The sequence below is a fragment of the Mycobacterium sp. genome (genome assembly GCF_047975165.1).
In the GTDB taxonomy this organism is placed as follows: Bacteria; Actinomycetota; Actinomycetes; order Mycobacteriales; family Mycobacteriaceae; genus Mycobacterium.
The window spans coordinates 19,768-39,589 of sequence record NZ_JBKECZ010000039.1 but is presented as its reverse complement, the minus strand read 5'-3'; the positions used below and the strand labels follow the sequence as shown (position 1 = coordinate 39,589).

At 68.5% G+C, this 19,822-nt stretch carries 14 protein-coding genes; 6 read left to right on the top strand and 8 right to left on the bottom strand.

Translation table 11 applies throughout. The annotated features are described in order from the left end of the window. Nucleotides 1–53: 53 nt before the first annotated feature. Genes ACK5M9_RS03685 through ACK5M9_RS03670 form a run of 4 tightly spaced genes read right to left on the bottom strand, consistent with a single transcriptional unit; the run spans nucleotide 54 to nucleotide 3,786 of the window. Nucleotides 54–557 (bottom strand): 2'-5' RNA ligase family protein, encoded by a 504-nt coding sequence (locus ACK5M9_RS03685; protein ID WP_416891844.1) that lies wholly within the window; start codon nucleotides 555–557, stop codon nucleotides 54–56. Further along, nucleotides 557–1,330: an ATP-dependent dethiobiotin synthetase BioD gene (gene bioD / locus ACK5M9_RS03680; RefSeq protein WP_416891843.1), complete on the bottom strand. Its 774-nt coding sequence runs from the start codon at nucleotides 1,328–1,330 to the stop codon at nucleotides 557–559. The genes ACK5M9_RS03685 and bioD overlap by 1 nt, the downstream gene beginning before the upstream one ends. Then, a complete protein-coding gene (locus ACK5M9_RS03675; protein ID WP_416891842.1) occupies nucleotides 1,327–2,496 on the bottom strand; it encodes an 8-amino-7-oxononanoate synthase in 1,170 nt (389 codons plus the stop codon). Before ACK5M9_RS03675 ends, bioD begins: the two co-directional genes overlap by 4 nt. Before the next feature lie 6 nt (nucleotides 2,497–2,502). Then, nucleotides 2,503–3,786 carry an adenosylmethionine--8-amino-7-oxononanoate transaminase gene (locus ACK5M9_RS03670; protein WP_416891880.1) on the bottom strand — a complete coding sequence of 428 codons (1,284 nt, stop codon included), beginning with the start codon at nucleotides 3,784–3,786 and terminating at the stop codon, nucleotides 2,503–2,505. Between the two features lie 117 nt (nucleotides 3,787–3,903). On the opposite strand from ACK5M9_RS03670, the gene ACK5M9_RS03665 reads away from it, so the two are divergent. The 6 genes from ACK5M9_RS03665 (at nucleotide 3,904) to treZ (ending at nucleotide 13,988) form a co-directional block, all read left to right on the top strand. Continuing rightward, a complete protein-coding gene (locus ACK5M9_RS03665; RefSeq protein WP_416891841.1) occupies nucleotides 3,904–4,308 on the top strand; it encodes a hypothetical protein in 405 nt (134 codons plus the stop codon). Nucleotides 4,309–4,685: 377 nt separating this feature from the next. Beyond that, nucleotides 4,686–5,453, top strand: a complete 768-nt coding sequence (ripD, locus tag ACK5M9_RS03660; RefSeq protein WP_416891840.1) for an NlpC/P60 family peptidoglycan-binding protein RipD — start codon at nucleotides 4,686–4,688, stop codon at nucleotides 5,451–5,453. Between the two features lie 76 nt (nucleotides 5,454–5,529). Next, on the top strand, nucleotides 5,530–7,701 hold the full coding sequence (locus ACK5M9_RS03655; protein ID WP_416891839.1) for an acyltransferase family protein: 2,172 nt from the start codon (nucleotides 5,530–5,532) through the stop codon (nucleotides 7,699–7,701). Nucleotides 7,702–7,762: 61 nt separating this feature from the next. Further along, nucleotides 7,763–9,949, top strand: coding sequence for a glycogen debranching protein GlgX (gene glgX / locus ACK5M9_RS03650; protein WP_416891838.1), 2,187 nt, complete (start codon nucleotides 7,763–7,765; stop codon nucleotides 9,947–9,949). A 3-nt stretch (nucleotides 9,950–9,952) separates the two neighbouring features. Next, the gene (gene treY / locus ACK5M9_RS03645; RefSeq protein ID WP_416891837.1) at nucleotides 9,953–12,253 is read left to right on the top strand and encodes a malto-oligosyltrehalose synthase; all 2,301 of its coding nucleotides are present in this window, start codon (nucleotides 9,953–9,955) and stop codon (nucleotides 12,251–12,253) included. Continuing rightward, a complete protein-coding gene (gene treZ, locus ACK5M9_RS03640; protein WP_416891836.1) occupies nucleotides 12,246–13,988 on the top strand; it encodes a malto-oligosyltrehalose trehalohydrolase in 1,743 nt (580 codons plus the stop codon). Before treY ends, treZ begins: the two co-directional genes overlap by 8 nt. Nucleotides 13,989–14,167: 179 nt before the next feature. On the opposite strand, the gene ilvA is transcribed toward treZ, so the two are convergent. The 4 genes from ilvA to fadD11 are packed head-to-tail and all read right to left on the bottom strand — an operon-like array spanning nucleotide 14,168 to nucleotide 19,746. Next, entirely contained in the window at nucleotides 14,168–15,451 is a 1,284-nt protein-coding gene (gene ilvA, locus ACK5M9_RS03635) for a threonine ammonia-lyase IlvA (RefSeq protein WP_416891835.1), read from the bottom strand. A 33-nt stretch (nucleotides 15,452–15,484) separates the two neighbouring features. Further along, nucleotides 15,485–15,922, bottom strand: coding sequence for a nitroreductase family deazaflavin-dependent oxidoreductase (locus ACK5M9_RS03630; RefSeq protein ID WP_416891834.1), 438 nt, complete (start codon nucleotides 15,920–15,922; stop codon nucleotides 15,485–15,487). Nucleotides 15,923–15,979: 57 nt separating this feature from the next. After that, complete coding sequence (locus tag ACK5M9_RS03625) at nucleotides 15,980–17,872, bottom strand: lysophospholipid acyltransferase (RefSeq protein WP_416891879.1); 1,893 nt, start codon at nucleotides 17,870–17,872, stop codon at nucleotides 15,980–15,982. Between the two features lie 14 nt (nucleotides 17,873–17,886). Further along, on the bottom strand, nucleotides 17,887–19,746 hold the full coding sequence (gene fadD11 / locus ACK5M9_RS03620; protein ID WP_416891833.1) for a fatty acid--CoA ligase FadD11: 1,860 nt from the start codon (nucleotides 19,744–19,746) through the stop codon (nucleotides 17,887–17,889). Nucleotides 19,747–19,822 lie beyond the last annotated feature (76 nt).

The window sequence follows — 19,822 nt, the reverse complement described above, 5'->3', positions numbered from 1 at the left end:
AATACCGGACCCCGGCGCTCACCCCCGAGAACGATGCGCCTATCGAGCTGCCGTCATTCCAACAGGTACTCGGCACGATTGTCGCCGTCCCACCGGCGCAGGCCGGTGAAGCTGCCGCCGATCCGGCCGGGGTGTCCGGCGATCCGCACCGCGGGGGCCAGGCGCCCCATACCTACCCGGCGGGCCAGTGTGACGTGCGGTGTCCACTGGCCCGGGAGGCTGTTGGGCATCGGCTTGAGGTACCCCCGGCAAAGCCGGTGCACCTCGGTGTGGAAGTCCAGCAACTCGCTGCTGGGGACCACCAGCCGGGCCAGTATCGCGCCGGTGTGGCCGAACAGCACCGGGGCGCCGACCACGCACGGAAGCGGTAGCCGCCGCGCAAACCGGGTGAGCACCTCGTCGATCCCGCTGTCGATGTGCTCGGAGGCGACCAGTGTGACGTGGGGGCGGCCCACCGCCGCCCTGCCGGACAGTCCGGCCCTGCCGAGTTCGGCCCAGATGCGCCGCACCGCGTCCTCGGTCCGGTCATCGAAGAGCAGTTCGAGCGAATGCGCCATCAGTGCACCAGGGTCCGCACCCAATCGCGGTCAAAGGCCGCAGCGCTCATGGCCGCGAAGCCGGTCATCGAGCCGGCTCCGGCGGGCAGCGCGGCCCGCACCGGGGCCATCCGTTCCAGTGCCACCCGGTTGGTGGTTTCCACCGGGCCGGGGCACTGCGGCCAGCTGCCGATCACCAGGCCTGCACAGGCGACCCCGCGAGCCGCAAGAGCTTCCAGTGTCAGTGCGGTGTGGTTGAGGGTGCCCAGTCCGGCGCGGGTGATCACTATCGCGGCGGCACCCAGGTCGACGGCGATATCGCGCAGGGTGACACCTCCGGCGGCGAGCTCGACCAGTAGCCCGCCGGCTCCTTCGACCAGTGTCAACCGTCCCGGACGATCCAGCTCCCGGATCAGGCGCACCACTTCGTCGCGGCCGGGCAACTCCAGCCCGGCCTGCTCGGCGGCAGCCGCGGGTGCCATCGTCAGTGGATAGCGGGCCAGCCCGGCCAGCTCGGTCTGCCCTGCCCCTCCTGCCCCTCCTGTCCCTCCTGCCGCCCCTGCAAATCCCATCAGCCGGCCGACTTCGGCGAGATCGTCGTCGCCCGAGCCGTCCACCGAGCTGTCCACCGAGCCGTCCCCCGAGCCGTCCCCCGAGCCCTCCGCGGTGCCGGTCTGGGCGGGTTTGCACACTGCGACGCCGAAACCCGCCTGCCGGGCGTGCGAGGCCAGCGCGGCCGTCGCCACCGTCTTGCCGACGCCGGTGTCCGTTCCGGTAATCACCAGGACGGTCAACGGCGCCTCTCCGCGAGGTTGCCCAGCACCCCGGCCAGCACCCGCCGGGCGAGCTCCAGCTCCACGTCGCCCAGCGACGCCCGCGCGGTCAGGCGCAGCCGTGAGGTCCCGGCTGGGACGGCGGGCGGCCGGAAGCAACCCACCTTCACCCCGGCGTCCAGGCATGCGGTCGCCGCGGCCAGCGCCACATCGGGCTCGCCGAGGATCACCGACACCACCGCCGATTCCGGGACCCGTGGCACGCCGCAGGCCTGTGCCAGCTCGGCGGCGTGGGCCAGCACAGCTTGCGGCCGCCACGGTTCGGCCCGCAGGACACCCAGCGCGGCGAGTGCGGCGCCGACGGCCGCGGGCGCCAGTCCGGTGTCGAAGATGAACGGACGCGCCGCATCGATCAGGTGCGCCCGCACCGCCGCGGGTCCGAGCACCACGCCGCCCTGACTGCCCAGGGCCTTGGACAGCGTCGTGGTCATCACCACGTCGGGCGAGCCGGCCAGCCCCACCTCGTACAGCAGCCCGCGTCCCCCGCCGCGTACCCCGAGGCCGTGCGCCTCGTCGACGATCAGCAGGGCGCCGCGGCGGCGACACACCTCGTGCAGCTCGCGCAGCGGCGCCAGCGTCCCGTCGGCGCTGAATACCGAGTCGGTGACCACAACCGCGCGCCGCTCCGAACGCGCGGTCAGTGCCTCCTCGACCGCGCCGATGTCACGGTTGGGGGTCACCACCACCCGTGCGCGCGACAGCCGGCAGGCATCCACCAGCGAGGCAGGCGAGCAGGCGTCGGACACCAGCAGCGAACCCGGACCGGACAAGCCGGCGACCGCGCCGAGGTTCGCGGTATAGCCGGAGGAGAACACCAGCCCCGCGGCCGCGCCGACGTAGCCGGCCAACTCGGCCTCGAACTGCCCGTGCAGTTCGGTGTCCCCGGTGACCAGCCGGGACCCGGTGGTCCCGGCGCCCCACACCCGCAACGCCTGCACACCGCCTTCGATGACACCGGGATGTTGCGAAAGGCCGAGATAGTCGTTGGAGGCCAGGTCCAGTTCTGTGCTCACCGGTGACCGCGGCCGCAGCGAACGGCGCAGCCCGGCCTTGCGGCGCTCGGCCTCCACCGACTCCAGCCAGGCCAGCGGCGAGTCCCGGATCGGCGACTTCGGGGAAGCCTTCATGGGGTTTCAGCCTACGAGGCTCGCGACCTGCACCATCGCCGAGGTTATCCGTGCGATTTCCGCCGGCGTGCAGATGTAGGGCGGCATCGCGTACACCAGGTTGCGGAACGGGCGCAACCAGACGCCGCAGTCCAGCGCGGCGGGCGTGGCCACCGCCAAGTCGACGGGCCGCCGGCATTCGATGACGCCGATGCCGCCGCATACCCGCACATCCGCCACCGCTGGAAGTGCGCGGGCCGGTTGGAGCCCGGCAGTCAAACCGGCGCCGATCCGCGCGATCCGGGCGCGCCAGTCCTGCCCCAGCAGCAACTCGATACTGGCCGCCGACACCGCGCAGGCCAGCGGGTTCGCCATGAAGGTGGGGCCGTGCATGAGGGCGCCGGGCCGGCCGCCGCTGATTGTGCCGGCGATGCCGGCGGTGCACAGAGTCGCGGCCAGGCTGAGGTATCCGCCGGTGAGCGCTTTGCCGACGCACATGATGTCCGGGGTCACGCCGGCGTGGCCGGCGGCGAACAGTTCCCCGGTGCGGCCGAAGCCGGTGGCGATCTCGTCGAAGATCAGCAGCACGTGGTGGCGGGTGCAGATGTCGCGCAGGTCGGTCAGGTAACGCGCATCGTGGAATCGCATCCCGCCGGCGCCCTGCACGAGGGGTTCGACGACGACGGCGGCCAACTCGCCGGCGTGGGCGGCCAGTTGCTCCTCGAACGCCGCACTGTAGGCGGGGTCGTAGTCGCGGGGTACCTGCGGGGCGAAGACCTGAGCGGCCAGGATGTCGGTCCACAGCGAATGCATGCCGCCGTCGGGATCGCAGATGCTCATCGGTGTGAAGGTGTCGCCGTGATAGCCGCCCCGCCAGGTCATCAGCCGGTGTTTGCCGGGCCGGCCCGCGCTGCGCCAGTACTGCAGGGCCATCTTCACCGCGACCTCGACCGCCACCGACCCGGAGTCACTGAAGAAGACCGTTTCCAGCCCCGCCGGGGTGATGTCCACCAGCAGCCGGGCCAGCCGGGCCGCCGGCTCGTGGGTCAGGCCGCCGAACATGACATGGTTCATGGTGTCCAGCTGGGAGGTCATCGCGGCGTCCAGCACCGGGTGGCCGTGACCGTGGATCGCGGTCCACCACGAACTCATCGCGTCGAGCACCTCGATCCGGCGCCCGTCGCTGATCAGGCTCAAGGTGGCGCCGCGGGCGGCAACCGCCACGACGGGAGCCAGCGCTTCGGCGCCGATGGTGCTGTAGGGATGCCAGAGATGCGCCTTGTCGACGGCGAGGATCTGCTCGGGAGTCATCCCGGACTCCGGCACTGCAGACGCTGGCACGAAATTCGACAGTAGCCCAGCGCGTCGCCGGCAAGACCGTAGCGTTGCGGTCGCGCGATGCCGGCCCATCGGGGAGCATGTGAAGCCATGACCTGTCCCTCCCGGCCCGAGGATTCGCCACCGATGTCCGACGACGAGGTGCGGGTCATCCGGTTGCGGATGGTCCCCTGGGATGTGGCTGCCACGATCGTGCTGCTGGGCGCCCTGATCCTGCTGCTCACGACCACCAGCTGGCCGTCGCGGCTGTTCGCGTTCGTCGACGGCCTGTGCGTGGACGGCGATTGCCCGCCGGCAGCCTTCGGCGCCAACTACTACGTCTACCCGGTGATGTACGGCGGTATCGGTGCGGCCGTGGCGGCCGCCACGCTCGGTCCGCTGGTATCGCTGGTGAAGGGGTGGCTGATGTTCTTCTGGCCGATCGTCGCCGCCGGTGTCCTCACCGTGGCCTCGGTGCTGGGCTATACCCTGGCCGGTGTCGCCCAGATCCGCTGAGCCGCCGTAGCTCCTGCCCCGGCGCGTGCCGGGCAATCAGCACCGCGCCGACGGGTACCCCACGCCCGGCGATGAAAACCGCAATGCGACCCAAATCACAACTGCCGCCCCAGGATTGACCGCCCCAGTCACCGTCCGGTCACGGTACGACAAATAATGCCCCCCAGGTCTGGCGGCCGGTCATCGCTGTTGTCAGAGTGTCCATAGTGACTGGTGTGAATAGTTCGGTATACCCGACCGATTCACCTACCACGAGTCATCCAGCGGCGCGCAGCCGGCAACAGGGCCCGCGCGTGCGGCCTGGAACGGCTGCGAAGGCGCGCGGTCACCGCGTCGACGCACAGACGGGGCACCTGCCCCAGGAGGTGAAGGAACCAATGAGTAGATGGCATCGCGTCTACGCCCTCGCGATCGGTCTCGCCGTGGCGGTAGCGCCGATGGCGACGGCCACGGGCACAGCGTCCGCCGACCCGTCGATCCGGCCGATGGACTACCAGCAGGTTACCGACGTCGTGGTCTCCCGCGCCCTGGCGCAGCGCGGTGTGCCGTTCTCCTGGGCCGGCGGCGGTGTCACCGGACCGACTCGCGGCACCGGCGAAAGCATCAACACCATTGGATTCGACGCCTCGGGCCTGATCCAGTACGCCTATGCCGGCGCCGGGCTCAAGCTGCCGCGGTCCTCGGGCCAGATGTACAGGGTCGGCCAGCGGGTCCTGCCCGCGCAGGGGCGCAAGGGCGACCTCATCTTCTACGGGCCCGAGGGCACCGAGTCCGTCGCCATGTACCTGGGCGACGAGAAGATGATCGAGGTTGGCGACGTGGTCCAGGTCTCGCCGGTGCGCACCAAGGACATGGCCCCGTACCTGGTCCGGATCCTGGGTTCCCAGACCGTACCCGGGGCGCCGGCCCAGACGGTGCCGTCCCAGCGGTTGCCGCTGCAGCAGCTGCCCCGGCAGTATCCGGCTCAGCAGGCCCCGGTGCAGCGGGCCCCGGTGCAGACCCTGCTCCCCCAGCAGGTGCCGACGCAGCAGATCCCGACTCAGCAGGCTCCGGTTCAGCAGGCCCCGGTTCAGCAGGTCCCGACCCAGACGGCGCCGTTGCAGCTGATTCCGGTAGTCCCGCCGGTGTCCATCACAACCCCCTGACGACCCCTTACCGAAAACCGCCGTCCGCTCCGAATTGGGGAGCGGACGGCGGTTTTCGGTAAGTTGTGCGGTGATCATGCTGACCCTGACTCGTTCCACGGCACCGGCATCGCCGCTGACCGGGCAATATCCGGTTGCCGCGACGCGGCCCACCGGCATGGGAACGCGCACGTCGGGCTTCTACCGGCACGACCTCGACGGCCTGCGCGGCATTGCGATCCTGCTGGTAGCGGTGTTTCACATCTGGTTCGGCCGGGTGTCCGGCGGCGTCGACGTCTTCCTTGCCCTGTCGGGATTCTTCTTCGGCGGCAAGATCCTGCGCGCCGGACTCAACGGGTCGCTGGCTCCGCTGACCGAACTGAGCCGGTTGGCCCGGCGGCTGCTGCCCGCGCTGGTCGTCGTACTCGCGGGGTGTGCCCTGCTCACCATCCTGATCCAACCGGAGACCCGGTGGGAGTCGTTCGCCGACCAGAGTCTGGCCAGCCTCGGCTACTACCAGAACTGGGAGTTGACCAACTCGGTCTCGGACTACCTGCGCGCCGGCGAAGCCGTCAGCCCGCTGCAGCACATCTGGTCGATGTCGGTGCAGGGCCAGTTCTACGTGGCGTTCCTGTTCCTGGTCGCCGGATGCGCATATGCGTTCCGGAGACGGCTCGGTACGCACCTGCGGACGCTGTTCATCGTTGTGCTCAGTGTGCTGACGGTGGCGTCGTTCTGGTACGCCGTGATCGCCCATCAGGCCAACCAGGCGACCGCCTACTACAACAGCTTCGCCCGCGGCTGGGAGTTGCTCCTGGGTGCGCTCGTCGGCGCGGTGGTGCCCTACGTGCGCTGGCCGATGTGGCTGCGCACGGTGGTCGCGACGGTGTCGCTGGCGGCGATCCTGTCGTGCGGGGCGTTGATCGACGGTGTCAAGGAGTTCCCCGGCCCCTGGGCGCTGGTGCCGGTCGGTGCGACCATGCTGATGATCCTGGCGGGAGCGAACATCGCCGCCGATCCGGGCAGCCGCGATCACATGCCGCCGCCCAACCGCCTGCTGGCGGTGGGGCCGCTGTTCACGCTGGGCGCGATGGCCTACTCGCTGTACCTGTGGCACTGGCCGCTGCTGATCTTCTGGCTGTCCTATACCGGCCACAAGCACGCCGGCTTCGTCGAAGGAATGGGTGTGCTGGCGGTGTCGGGGCTGCTGGCCCACCTCACTACCCGCCACGTCGAGGATCCGCTGCGTTATCGGGCGTCGTCGCGGCCGGTCGCACAGATCCCGTGGCGCCAGCGGCTTCGCCGGCCGACGATCGTGCTGGGCTCGGGGGTGGTGCTGCTGGGTGTGACGCTGACCGCTACGTCGTTCACCTGGCACGAGCACCTCGTCGTGGAGCGCGCCGCCGGCAAGGAACTCAGTGGGCTCAGTGCGGCCGACTACCCCGGGGCCCGGGCGCTCACCGCGCACGTACGGGTGCCCATCCTGCGGATGCGGCCGACGGTTCTGGAGGTCAAGGGGGACCTACCCTCCTCCACCCGTGACGGCTGTATCAGTGACTTCACCAATCCCGCCGTGGTCAACTGCACCTACGGCGACAGCGACGCTCCGCGGACGATCGCCCTGGCGGGCGGCTCGCACGCCGAACACTGGCTGGCCGCACTGGACCTGCTAGGCCGCCAGCATCGGTTCAAGGTGGTGACATACCTGAAGATGGGCTGCCCGCTGTCCACCGAGCAGGTTCCGTTGATCATGGGCAACAACAGGCCCTATCCGCAGTGCCGCAGCTGGGTCGACAAGACGATGGCCAAGCTGGTCGAAGATCGTCCGGACTACGTGTTCACCACCTCGACGCGGCCGTGGAACATCAAACCCGGTGACGTGATGCCGGCGACCTACATCGGAATCTGGCAGACACTGTCGGACAACGACATTCCGATCCTGGGGGTGCGGGACACCCCGTGGCTGGTCAAGGACCGCCGGGCATTCAATCCTTCGGATTGCCTGGCGAAGGGCGGCAGCGGGCAATCCTGCGGGATAGAACGCTCCGCAGTGCTGTCCGACCGCAACACCACGCTGGACTTCGTCAAGCGGTTCCCGCTGCTCAAGCCGCTCGACCTGTCCGATGCGGTCTGCCGCCCCGACTACTGTCGCGCGGTCGAGGGCAACGTGCTGATCTACCGCGACACTCATCACATGACCTCGACGTATGTCCGGACCTTGGCCCCGGAACTGGGCCGCCAGATCGCTGCGGCCACCGGCTGGTGGTAGCCGGCCGGTAGCGGCCCGTATCGCCGCCGGCGGCCGGACCCGGCACCGATAGGGTTGCCGGATGGCTGGGACCGGCACCGAGGGTGCCTTCGACGGTGCCGACGACTCCCCGTCGCTGGCCAGGGTGTGGCCCGGCGCGCCGTATCCCCTCGGCGCCACCTACGACGGCGTCGGCACCAATTTCTCATTGTTCTCCGAGGTCGCCCAACGCGTCGAGTTGTGCCTGATCGACCGCGACGGCGTCGAAAGCCGAATCGAACTCGAAGAAGTCGACGGTTATATCTGGCACGGCTACCTGCCGACCGTCACCCCCGGTCAGCGCTACGGGTTCCGGGTGCACGGGCCGTTCGATCCGGCCGCCGGTCACCGCTGTGACCCGAGCAAGCTGCTGCTCGACCCCTACGGCAAGTCCTTCGTCGGCGACTTCTCGTTCGACCAGGCGCTGTACAGCTACGCCCGCGAGGATCTCGCCGAGAGCTCCGCGGGCAACGGCATTCTCCCGATGGTCGACTCGCTCGGGCACACGATGACCAGCGTGGTGATCAATCCGTTCTTCGACTGGGTCTCGGACCGGGCGCCGGCCACCCCGTACCACGAGACGATCATCTACGAGGCACACGTCAAGGGGATGACCCAAACGCATCCGGGTATTCCCCAGGAACTGCGCGGCACCTATGCCGGGCTGGCGCACCCGGTGATCATCGAGCACCTACAGTCGCTCAACATCACCGCCATCGAGCTGATGCCGGTCCACCAGTTCCTGCACGACGAACGACTGATCGACATGGAGCTGCGAAACTACTGGGGGTACAACACATTCGGATTTTTGGCTCCGCACTACCAGTACGCGGCCACCCGCACACCCGGCGGTGCCGTCGCAGAATTCAAGTCGATGGTCCGAACGTTCCACGAGGCCGGCATCGAGGTCCTGCTCGACGTGGTCTACAACCACACCGCCGAGGGCAACCACCTCGGGCCGACGATCAACTTCCGCGGTATCGACAATGCGGCCTACTACCGGCTGGAGGACCCGGACCTCAGTCAGTACAAAGACTTCACCGGAACCGGTAACAGCCTCAATGTGCGGCACCCGCACACCCTGCAGCTGATCATGGACTCGCTGCGCTACTGGGTGCTGGAGATGCATGTCGATGGCTTCCGGTTCGATCTGGCGTCCAGCCTGGCGCGCGAATTCTACGATGTCGACCGGCTTTCGGCGTTCTTCGACCTGGTGCAACAGGACCCGGTGGTCAGCCAGGTCAAGCTGATCGCCGAACCGTGGGATGTCGGCGAGGGCGGTTACCAGGTCGGCAATTTCCCGGGTCTGTGGACCGAATGGAACGGCAAGTACCGCGACACCGTGCGCGACTACTGGCGGGGCGAGCCGGCGACCCTGGGCGAGTTCGCGTCCCGGCTGGCCGGCTCCTCGGACCTCTACGAGGAAACCGGGCGACGCCCGAGTGCCAGCATCAATTTCGTCACCGCCCACGACGGCTTCACCATGGCCGATCTGGTGAGCTACAAAGACAAGCACAACGCGGCCAACGGCGAAGACAACCGTGACGGCGAAAGTCACAACAGGTCCAGTAATTACGGCGTCGAAGGCCCCACCGACGACCAGGACATCACCGAGCTGCGCGCTCGGCAGGTGCGCAACTTCTGGGTCACCCTGATGGTCAGCCAGGGTACCCCGATGGTTTCCCACGGCGACGAGATCGGGCGTACCCAGTTGGGAAACAACAACGTCTACTGCCAGGACTCCGAACTGGCCTGGATGGACTGGTCGCTGGCCGAACAGAACGCCGGCCAGTTGGCGTTCGCCCGCAGGGTGACGCAATTGCGCCGCGATCATCCGGTGTTCCGGCGCCGTCGCTTCCTCACCGGCCGGCGAGTGCACAGCGATGCCGCGGTACGCGACATCGCCTGGTTCACACCGGCGGGGCACCAGATGACAACAGCGGACTGGGACAACGACTTCGGTAGGGCCATGGCCGTATTCCTCGATGGACAGGCGGTGGCCGAACCCGACCGCCGGGGGGAACGCGTGGTCGACGATTCATTCCTGCTGTGTTTCAACGCCCACGACGAGGAGGTCACCTTCGTCATGCCGCACGACGCCTATGCCCGGCAGTGGACGATGGAGTTGGACACCGCCAACCCGGCTGCCGAGGTCGAACAGACCGTCAACGCCGGCGAACAGCTTGTGCTACCCGGCCGCTGCGTGTTCGTACTCCGCAAGACCCAGTGACACATGGGTTTTCCGGTGTCGGCCACCTACCGGCTGCAGCTGCGCGGCGCGGCCAGTGGGTTCGCGTTCACCCTTGCCGACGCCGAGAACCTGCTTGACTATCTCGACGACCTCGGGGTGTCGCACCTGTACCTATCCCCGGTCCTGACCGCCGTCAGCGGGTCGTCCCACGGTTACGACGTCACCGACCCGACGACGGTGTCGGCCGAACTCGGCGGCCCGGATGCACTGGCCCGATTGGCGTCCGCGGCCCGGGAGCGTGGGATGGGGCTGATCGTCGACATCGTGCCCAATCACGTCGGTGTCGACAAGCCCCGGCAGAACCCCTGGTGGTGGGATGTGCTTCGGCACGGGAAGGCGTCGCCCTACGCCCGATTCTTCGATATCGACTGGAACCTCGACGATTCCGGACGAATCCTGCTGCCGCTACTGGGTTCGGCCGAGGACGTGGCAGGGCTGAACGTCGACGGCGACGTGCTGCGGCTGGGTGACCTGGAGCTGCCGATCGCGCCGGGAACCGGAGCGGGCAGCGGATCCGAAGTGCATGACCGCCAGCACTACCGGCTGGTGGGCTGGCGTGACGGTGTGTGCGGGTACCGCCGTTTTTTCTCCGTCACCTCGCTCGCCGCGCTGCGCCAGGAGGATCCCGCGGTGTTCGCCGCAAGCCACGTCGAGGTGGCCCGCGGGTTCGCCGAGGGACTCGTCGACGGCGTGCGTATAGACCATCCCGACGGATTATCCGATCCCGTGGGCTATTTGGGCCGGCTTCGGGAACTGTTGGGGCACCGAGCCTGGATCGTGATCGAGAAGATCCTGGCGGCCGGCGAAGCATTGGAGCCGACCCTGCCGATCGCCGGTAGCACCGGCTATGACGCGCTGCATGAGATCGGTGGACTTTTCGTCGATCCTTCCGGCGAGCAGGCCCTCACCGCGCTGGCCGCCTCCGCGGGCCTGGACTACAGCGCGCCGCCCGAGACCGCGCGCGAGCTGAAGATCCGTGCCGCCACCGACACACTGGGCAGTGAACTGGCCCGGCTGCGACGCAGCATCGTGGCGGCTGCCGGCGTCGACGATGAGCTGCTGCCGGACGCGATCGCCGCCCTGTTGACCCACATCGAGGTATACCGTTGCGACTATCCCGGCCTGGCCGCGACCCTGCCATCGGCCCTGGCGAAGACGCAGACGGCCCGACCGGAGTTGGGGCCGGCGTTGCAGGTGCTGGCCACCGCCCTGGCCGCTGGCGGCGAGCCGGCCGTCCGGCTGCAACAGCTGTGCGGGGCGGTCACCGCCAAGGCGGTCGAAGACTGTCTGTTCTACCGCGACGCCCGGCTGGTGTCGCTGAACGAAGTCGGCGGCGAGCCCGGGCGATTCGGTGTCGGCGCAGCTGAATTCCACCAGCGCTCCGCCGACCGTGCCCGCCGGTGGCCACGATCCATGACGACGCTGAGCACCCACGACACCAAACGCGGTGAAGACGTGCGCGCCCGGATCGGTGTGCTGTCGCAGGTGCCGTCGCTGTGGGCGGCGTGCGTCGCACGCTGGGAGCGCCAAGCGCCCTGCCCCGACCCGAACACCGGACTGTTCCTGTGGCAGAACATCTTCGGCGCCTGGCCGGTGGCCGGAGACGTCACCGACGAACTGTGTCGGCGATTGCACGCCTACGCCGAGAAAGCCATCCGGGAAGCCGGCCGGCACACCTCGTGGAGCACCCCGGATAGCGAATTCGAACACGCTGTCCATCGCTGGCTGGATGCCGTGCTCAACGGGCCGGTGGCCGGCGAGCTGACCGAACTCGCCGCCCGACTCGACCCGCACACCACCGTTGACGCTCTGGGCCAGAAGCTGCTGGCACTGACCGTACCCGGCATCCCCGACCTCTACCAGGGCACCGAACTGTGGGACGACAGCCTGGTCGACCCGGCCCACCGGCGTCCGGTGGACTACCGCATCCGGCGGGCCGCGCTGCGCGACATAGGGCATCCCAAGATGCGAGTGGTAGCGACCGCGCTGCGGCTGCGCCGCTCCCGCCCGGATTGCTTCTGCGACGGCGACTACCTTCCGGTGCTCGCTCGCGGCCCGGCCGCCGACCATATCGTGGCGTTCCGCCGGGGTCCGGGAGTAATGGTTGCGGTCAGCCGCTGGACGGTGCGGCTGGGTGAAACAGGTTGGGGTGACACCGTATTGCCGCTGCCCGAGGGCTCCTGGACCAACCGGCTGACCGAGGCCGGCATGCGCGGGCCGACCCGGGCCGCCGACCTGTTCGCCACGCTGCCGGTGGCATTGTTGGAGCATGCCGATGTGTGAATCACCCCGCGAGTACGAGTTCGCGGTATGGGCGCCGACACCCGCGCTGGTGCGCCTGGACATCGACGGCGCAGTGCATCCCATGACCCGCTCGGCCGACGGCTGGTGGCGCACCCGGGCGCCGGCGCCCGCCGATGCCCGGTACGGATTTCTGCTCGACGACGACCCGACCGTGCTGCCCGACCCCCGCTCGCCGCGCCAGCCCGACGGGGTTCACCGGCGGTCGCAGCTGTGGGATCCCGCCGGTGTTTCCTGGACGGACGAACACTGGGCGGGCCGCGCCGTCGACGGCGCGGTGATCTACGAACTGCACATCGGCACCTTCACCCCCGCGGGCACCTTCGGCTCCGCGATCGAAAAACTGGACTATCTGGTTGATCTCGGTGTCGACTTCGTCGAGCTGATGCCGGTCAACTCATTCGCCGGCACCCGCGGCTGGGGCTACGACGGTGTGTTGTGGTACAGCGTGCACGAACCCTACGGCGGACCCGAGGGCCTCGCGGGACTCGTCGATGCATGCCACGCACGCGGATTGGGCGTGCTGATCGACGCGGTGTTCAACCATCTGGGCCCGTCGGGAAACCATCTGCCCCGGTTCGGGCCGTACCAGGGTACGGGCAGCAACCCGTGGGGTGAGGGCATCAATATCGCCGGAGCCGACTCCGACGAGGTACGCCGGTACATCATCGGGTGTGCGCTGCGCTGGATGCGCGACTTCCACGCCGACGGCCTGCGGCTGGATGCGGTGCACGCGCTGGAGGACACCACGGCCATCCATATTCTGGAGGAGCTCGCCTCCGAGACCGACCGGCTGGCAACGGAGTTGGGCCGTCCGCTGGCATTGATCGCCGAGAGTGACCTCAACGACCAGCGCCTGATCAGCCCGCGCGGCAGCGGCGGATACGGCCTGGCCGCGCAGTGGGACGACGACATCCATCATGCGGTGCACGCCGCGGTATCCGACGAACGACAGGGCTACTACGCGGATTTCGGTTCACTGGCCACTGTGGCCACGACCCTGCGCCGCGGCTTCTTCCACGCCGGCACCTACTCGTCCTTCCGCCGCCGGAGGCACGGCCGTCCGCTGGACACCGCAACGATTCCGGCCACCCGGCTGCTGGCCTACACCTGCACCCACGACCAGGTGGGCAACCGGGCGCTCGGGGATCGTCCGAGCCAGAACCTGACGACCGGACAGCTCGCCGTCAAGGCCGCGTTGATCCTCTGCTCCCCCTATACCGCAATGCTTTTCATGGGTGAGGAGTGGGGAGCGACGACCCCGTTCCAGTTCTTCAGTTCCCATCCCGAACCCGAGCTGGCTCAGGCCACCCGGGACGGGCGCAAAGCCGAGTTCGCCGAGCACGGCTGGGATGCCGACGAAATCCCCGACCCGCAGGACCCGCAGACGTTCCAGAACTCCACACTGCAATGGCGGGAAGCGGACTCCGGCGAACACGCGAAACTGCGCGATCTGTACCGTGCCCTGATCGCGCTGCGCCACACCGAACCCGACCTGGCCGATCCGTGGCTGGACCATCTGGTCGTCGACTACGACGAAGACCGGCGCTGGATCGTGCTGCGGCGCAACCGGATCGCGATCGCCTGCAACCTGGGAACCACGACGGCCGTCATCCCGGTGACCGGTGAGCCGGTCCTGGCCTGGGGCACACCCGACATCGGCCCCGACGCCACCGGGCTGCCCGGACATTCGATGGCGATCCTGCGCACCCGATAGCCCCGCTTGCTCGCGAGCGTAACGCCACGGCGAAATCGGGAGCGTGAAATCGCAGCCCCGTTACGCTCGCGAAGAACTCGCAGCCGAGCCCCGAGCCCCGAGCCCCGAGCCCCGAGCCCCGCGCCGTGTGCCGAGCCCGGGGCGCTGGGGCCCGGGGCGCTGGGCGCTGGGCGCTGGGCCTACAGCAGGTAGCGGTACGCCGGCGACCCCGGACGAAGGGTCTCGGCGTGAATCTCGCTGGCCCGCATCCGGGCCAGCAGGCCGTCAAGGTCGGCCGCCGATCCCAGCTGGACACCCACCAGCGCCTCGCCGGTCTCCCGGTTGTTGCGCTTGACGTACTCGAACAGGGTGATGTCATCGTTGGGGCCCAGCACCTCGTCGAGGAAGCGTCGCAGCGCACCCGGCTCCTGCGGGAAGTCGACCAGGAAATAGTGCTTGAGGCCAAGATGGACCAGCGAGCGTTCCAGTATCTCCCCGTACCGGGAAACGTCGTTATTGCCCCCGGAAATCAGGCACACCACCGTCGACCCGGGTTGCACGTCGGCTTCCAGCAGGCCGGCCACTGACAAGGCGCCCGCCGGCTCGGCGATGATGCCTTCATTCTGGTACAGATCCAGCATCGCGGTGCACACCGCACCCTCGTCCACGGCGGTGATCGACACCATGTCGCCGGCCGCCGCCAGCGCCGCAAAGGTCTGTGTGCCCGCGCGTGCCACCGCGGCGCCGTCGACGAACTGGTCGACATGCTCCAGGGTGACCGGTTCGCCGGCGGCCAGGGCCGCCATCATTGCGGCGGCCCCCGCCGGCTCGATGCCCAGCACGGCGGTGTTGGCGGTCCGCTCCGCCAGGTAGGCGGTGATGCCGGCGATGCATCCGCCGCCGCCGACCGGAACCACCACCAGATCGGGTTCACCGCCTAGGGCCTCCAGGATCTCCACTGCGATGGTGCCCTGACCGGCCATGGTGCGCGGGTCGTCGTAGGGCGGCACCAGGGTGGCGCCGGTGCGCGCAACATCGTTGCGGGCGGCCTCGGCAGCCTGATCGTAGGTCGACCCGCCGACGATCAGCTCGATGAACTGCCCGCCGTGGTAGTGGATCCGGTCGCGCTTCTGCTTGGGGGTCTTGGCCGGCACATAGACCCGGCCGCGCACCCCCAGCGATCGGCAGGCGTAGGCGAAGCCCTGGGCGTGGTTGCCGGCCGAGGAGCATACGACACCTGCGGCCAGCTCCGCTTCGGAGAGCTGCACCAGCAGGTTGTAGGCGCCCCGCAGCTTGTAGGACCGCACGACCTGAAGGTCTTCGCGTTTGAGGTAGACCGTCGCACCGGTGATCTGCGACAGCCGGTCGCTGGGTTGCAGCGGGGTGGGGGTGACAACCGGGGAGATTCGCTTGGCGGCGTCGTCGACGTCACCCGCGCGCAGCGGCGGCGACGGGTTCGCGCTGGAGCTCAGTTCGGCGGACACCGGTCAATGGTGTCATGCCGGAGGAAATCGGGTTCAGTTCGCCGGGGTCAGCACGAACACCGGAATCTGGCGGTCGGTCTTCTGCTGATAGTCCGCATAGTCCGGATACGCCTCGACGGCACGCTGCCACCAGGTCGCCTTCTCGTCGCCGAACACTTCGCGGGCGTCGTAGTCGCCGGTGACCGTTCCGTCCTGCAATTCCACCCGGGGGTTCTTCTTGACGTTGTAGTACCAGACCGGGTTCTTCGGTGCGCCGCCCAGTGACGCGACGGCGGCGTATCGCCCGTCGTGTTCGACCCGCATCAGCGGCGTCCTGCGCAGTTTGCCCGTCTTGGCGCCGACGGTGGTCAGCAGGACGACTGGCATCCCCTTGATATTGACACCCGCGGGTCCCCCGGATTCGATGATTTTGTCGGCCTGGTTGCGGGACCAGTCCCACGGGCTGGGAGCGTATTCACCTGACAGTGGCATACCCAAGACTGTATGCCCGCCACCCGCGCGCCCTGGTGCCCTGGTGCCCCGGTGCCCCTACCCGCCGCCGCGGCCCACCATCGTGCGGGCCAACTCGGCGATCACGTTGACCCGCCGGACCGCCATGGTGATCTCGTCGGCGAACTCCCTGCGCCGTTTGGCCAGATCGGGCTGGTCGGGGCTGTCCAGCAGTTCCCGGTGACGGGCCAGCCGCAGCGCGGTCTTGAACAGCTCCATCGACCTGGACTCGGCGTTGGCGATTCTGTGTTGCAACTCCCACTGCTTGCCCACTTCGAGGCATTCGGCGAGGAACGCCTCCTGGTCCGGCGATTCGTCGTCCAGGGCGGCCAGCCGATCGGCGACGAGGTGGTAGGCGTCCAGGAACGGCCGCAGCACCAGGTGTGCCAGCAGCAGGTCGGTCGACTCCAACAGCGCAATCACCTCGCCGGCCGCGGTGTCCTTCGCCGGGTCCGCTGTCGAACCGATCAGCCGTACCTCGTCGGTGAGTTCCCTCTCGAACTGCGCGCGCCCGGAGAACAGGAACTCGAACTTCAGCAACTCGCGCAATGCCAGCGCTTCGTCCAGCACCGCAGAGGGGGTGACTATCCCGTCCCCGGAAGCGGTGGCGGTTTCGACAGCTGCCAGCAACGCCAGTTCGGCGATGGCGCGATCGACCATGATGTGGATGGCGGTATTGCGATAGAACGCCGCCACCAGATGCTGATCGGGGCCGATACCCCAGACCGCCTCGGTACCGGCGTCGTAGACGCTGACCACACCGGAGTCCACCATCTGGTGCAGTGTCCAGCGGATCGTCGACCGATTGGTCAGGTCTGTCGCGCCGGCCACCGGCCAGTCGCGCGCGGCGATGTAGCGCGCCAGCGGGCTCACCGTGGCCAGCACCTCGTTGATGGACAGCGAGCGGTCGGCGCCCAGCAGCGCCAGGCTCACCACCGCGGTGGGTGTGACGGGTGTGGCGCGGTTGATCCGGTGCTCGACGTCCAGCGCGATGCGCTCGACGACGGTCTCGGTTCCCGACGGGTCGGCGCGCAATTCCTCGAGCCGCTTGCGCAGCGGCAGTGGCTCGCCGAAGTCGAGGTAGGCGCGCCCCAGCCGTTCGCCCTGTTGCCGCGACAGCCGGACCAGGAAGCGGAGGTCCTCGGGGGCTTTCGTCGCGCCGTATGCCTCGGTGGTCATCGCCGCCACTTCGTGCAACTGGTCATAGACGATCGACGTGGGCACCAGATACACCTCGGGGCCGTCGATTTCGTCGACCGCGTCGGCCAGATAGCGCAGGATGCCGAATACCGGGGGGCGCAGCTTGCCGGTCCTGGTGCGGCCGCCTTCGATCGACCAGGTGAGATTGGTGTGGTTCTGCACCAACTGGGCGGTGTAGGCGCGCAACACGAAACGGTAGACCGGAATGTCCTTGGTCTGGCGCCGGATGAAGATCGTCCCGGTGCGCTTGGCGAGGGTGCCCATCGGGAAGAAGTTCAGATTGGCCCCGCCGAATGTGTACGCCGCCGAGAGCCGGTTGGCCGCGATCTCCTCGGGCAGCAGCATGCCGTCCAGATATGACCGGTGCGAGAACGCGAATGCCAAAGTGGCCTTGCGGTCCAGCGACCGCAGTTTCGCGATCTGATCCTCGTCGACCAGCACGTCATAGGCTCGCATCAGCCACCGGCTGAAGCCGCGCCACGCCTGCACGGCACGCTCATCCAGGGACGCCGCCACTTCCCGCAGGTAGGCCGCGGCCTCCATCCGCACGCTCCCGGGGTCGCGGCCGAGTTCGCCGGCCATTTCGTCGAGGCGCTCGCCGAACCACCGGGCATTGAGCAGCTGGGTGACCGCCTCCGGATCGGTGACCAGCGGCGAGGTGGATTCCTCGACCAATCCGGTGCGCTGCAGCAGTTTTCGTACCTCGGCACGCCCGGTCTTTCGTGCGGTCAGTGCATTGATGCGCCTCACGCCGGTTGTCCGATCCCGACATCGGCGGGTTGGTGGATCCCCGGCCCGGGATCGGGGGCGTAGAGCTCCTCGATCTCGGCGGCGTACTTGGCGTTGATGGGCTTGCGCTTGAGCTTCATGGTCAGTGTGATCTCGTCGCCGCCTGGCTCCCACAGGGCGGGCAGGATGCGGAATCGCTTGATCTGTTCGACTCGCGCCAGCTTCGCGTTGCCCTGCGCCACGCCCGCCGCGATCTGCTCGATGACCTCAAGATGCGAGGCCAGCGCCGACGGCGACGGGTCCAGGTTGTGCCGGGCCGCGTGCGGGCCGACGGAGTCTGCGTCGAAAACCATGAGCGCGGTGTTGTACGGCCGCCCGTCGCCAATGGCGATCATGACACCGACCATCGGGCAGGCGGCGACGATGGTGTTCTCGATGTTGGCCGGCGACATGTTCTTCCCCGCGGCATTGATGATCAGCTCCTTCTTGCGGTCCACTATCCGCAGGTAGCCGTCGGCGTCGGTGTCGACGATGTCCCCGGTGTGCAACCAGCCTTCGGCGTCGATCGCCTCGGCGGTCTTGGCCGGCTCCTTGCGGTAGCCCTTCATCACCAGCGGCCCGCGGACCAGGAACTCGCCGTCGTCGGCAACCTTGCCCTCCAACCCCGGCAGCAGCTTCCCGACGGTGCCCAGCCGCAATTCGCGGGGGTGGACGGTGGAGGCCACGCAGCTCAGCTCCGACATGCCCCACACCTCGGAGATCGGGATGCCGATGCCCGCGTAGAAGGCCAGCGTCTCCCGCGGGATCGATGCGGCCCCCGACACCGCCCAGCGCAGTTCGCCGAACCCGAGCTTGTCGCGCATCTTGGACAGCACCGACTCGTCGGCCCTGGCCCACTCGGCCGCGGTCTCGGCCGACATCGGTTCGCCGGCCAGTTCCGCGGCCCCGCGCCGGGCCGCCACCGACATCGCCCAGTCCAGCGCCCGCCGGGTGGCCTCGTCGGGCTCATGGGCGACCATGAACTCGATACCGGCCTTGAGCTTCTCCCAGACGCGCGGTACCGCACCCCACACGGTGGGCCGGGTGTCGGCCAGGGCTGCGGCGATTGCGCGGGCGTCGGAAACGGCGGTGACCTGAGTGCCGAAGATCTCCTGGGCGTACAGGCCGGTCATCCGGTCGGCGATGTGCGCTGACGGCAGGAACGAGGTGACCCGGTCGCCGAAGCGAATTCCCAGCACGTCGTCCAGCCCGTAGCCCTCGAACAGCAGGTTGGTGTGGGTCATCTCCACACCCTTAGGGTTGCCGGTGGTGCCGGATGTGTAGATCAGGGTGACGACGTCGTCGGGCTGCACGGCACGCCAGGTCGCCTCGAAGTCGAAATCCCGCCGAGCCGCTGCATAAAGGTCCGACACCGGCAGCGTTCCCGCCGGGTTGCCGTCGATGCAGATGATGTGCTCGATCGGTGCCCCGCTGGCGCGGATGCGCCCGACGTACTGTTCCTCGCAGATCACCACCTTGGTGCCGGCGTTGCCCAGGACATAGGTCAGCTGCTCGGCGGGCAGTGTGTTGTAGAGCGAAAACGAGGTGGCGCCGGCGTGCTGAGCACCCACCTCCAGCGGATAAAACTCGACCCGGTTGGCCATCATCAGCGAGACGGTGTCGCCGCGGCGAACCCCCAGTCCGTTCAGCCCTGCGGCGACTTTGCGCACCTGTTCGGCGTACTCCCGCCAGGTCAGTGCCGCGGTATTGCCGGGGGCCCGCACCGCGATCGCGTCCGGATCGATCGACGCGGCGCGCTGGAACGCCTCGCATAGCGTGGTCGGACGGTCGGCGTCGGCGTCGGATTCGGCAGGGGCTTCGGCTTCAGCTGGGGTCATGTTCAGGTCTCCTCGACGCCGGTTGCGCGCTTCCAAGTGAGCCTACGTCCGCCGCAATGAGTCACGGAACATGGGC